Here is a 1,289-nt window from a genome sequence, read left to right on the forward strand (position 1 = left end):
ACATAGAGCAGAGTATAAAAGACGAGAAGGGAATTGCCTAGAAATAGAGCGCCTTTGCCGCGATGCTCACGCCAAAGGCGTGCTTATGTTCTTTGTGTTGAGTCTGTTTGGCTTTCTAGTAAATCAGCTATTCCATTTCCGATAGTATGCATCGCGTTCAACACCTCTTGAGGAGGGTTATTGACAAACTCAGCGATCCAGACGGACTCAAAATATCTGCCATAAATATTATCGTGTAGTCGCGTAGAAAAAAGCTCTTGTTCATTCTGCGGTAAAAGAGATACCAAGTCTGTCGTCGTCGAATTTTCGCTATAGGCCAGATTTGCTAAATCGTTTAATCCATTGCTACGCAAAGCATTACTGTCGTTAGTGAGCGATTTTACAGTTTTTTCCAAGTTCATATCATGGGCCAACCAGCGACTTTTTTGCGCCTGTAACAAATCCGTTATCAGTTTTTTTTGCTGCTCTGTATTCTCGACTTTAGTTAAGGCTTGAGCTAATGTCGTTATCCAACGCATTGTAACCTCCGATGGTGTACTACATACCGGTTTATTAAAGGCCTGTGTCGGACTGACGGGGATGTGTGGTGATGTCAGTATGGCAAAGTCAGCCATACTGAGATTTTTTTTAATCTCTTTCCCTAGCATATTCCCAATGAATTCAGCCGCTTGATTTGCGCGAAATTGCAGTGTGCTAGATTTATTTACCTCTTCCATTTTAGCCACGTAAAAATAGTTTCCATCTGGTGACTTTCTTAACAATAGGCAATCATTAGCAGATATTTTGTTATTTAGTTCTACTAATTTTGATATAAATTTTACTAATTCTGATATAGTTAGTTGTTCTTTTGAATTTTTAATTTCCACTTCTTTAGGTAGCTCTATCCTATAGATTCCTGGATTGGACTCAATATCATCAACTATTTTGTGATAAAGTTTTGCCAAATCCATTTCATTCAATATTTGCGTCTGCCCATCCTGAGAACGTAACAGTACATTGCATTCATCTTGTTGAATTGTTATTTCCTGTCCATTATCTAAAGTAACGGTTATATGGTCTACCATATGTGTGCGTAGAAATAATAAAAGCGATGCCTTGCCCGGATAATTAATAGAGAGTGGCAAAAACTGATGATTATACATAAAGTTATTTCTTTATTATTTCATTACAGTGGTAACTATTTAACATAATATGTATTATGCGAACCTTGATGGTATATTATGGAATATTAATCTAGGAATAATCATTTTATTGTTTTATTGATTTGGTGTGAAATTAAAAAACAAACA

Annotated in this window: 1 protein-coding gene; it reads right to left on the bottom strand. The window is 36.4% G+C overall.

Features of this window, described 5'->3' with window-relative positions:
* Positions 1-83 precede the first annotated feature (83 nt).
* Positions 84-1,142 carry a hypothetical protein gene (locus tag G468_RS0118170; protein WP_026824168.1) on the bottom strand — a complete coding sequence of 353 codons (1,059 nt, stop codon included), beginning with the start codon at positions 1,140-1,142 and terminating at the stop codon, positions 84-86.
* Between the last annotated feature and the right edge of the window lie 147 nt (positions 1,143-1,289).

This window comes from Arsenophonus nasoniae DSM 15247 (genome assembly GCF_000429565.1).
Taxonomy (GTDB): Bacteria; Pseudomonadota; Gammaproteobacteria; order Enterobacterales; family Enterobacteriaceae; genus Arsenophonus; species Arsenophonus nasoniae.

What these genes read in the sequence shown, in the direction of transcription:
- G468_RS0118170 (WP_026824168.1), bottom strand. Translation starts at nt 1,142, where the DNA reads ATGTATAATCATCAGTTTTTGCCACTCTCTATTAATTATCCGGGCAAG.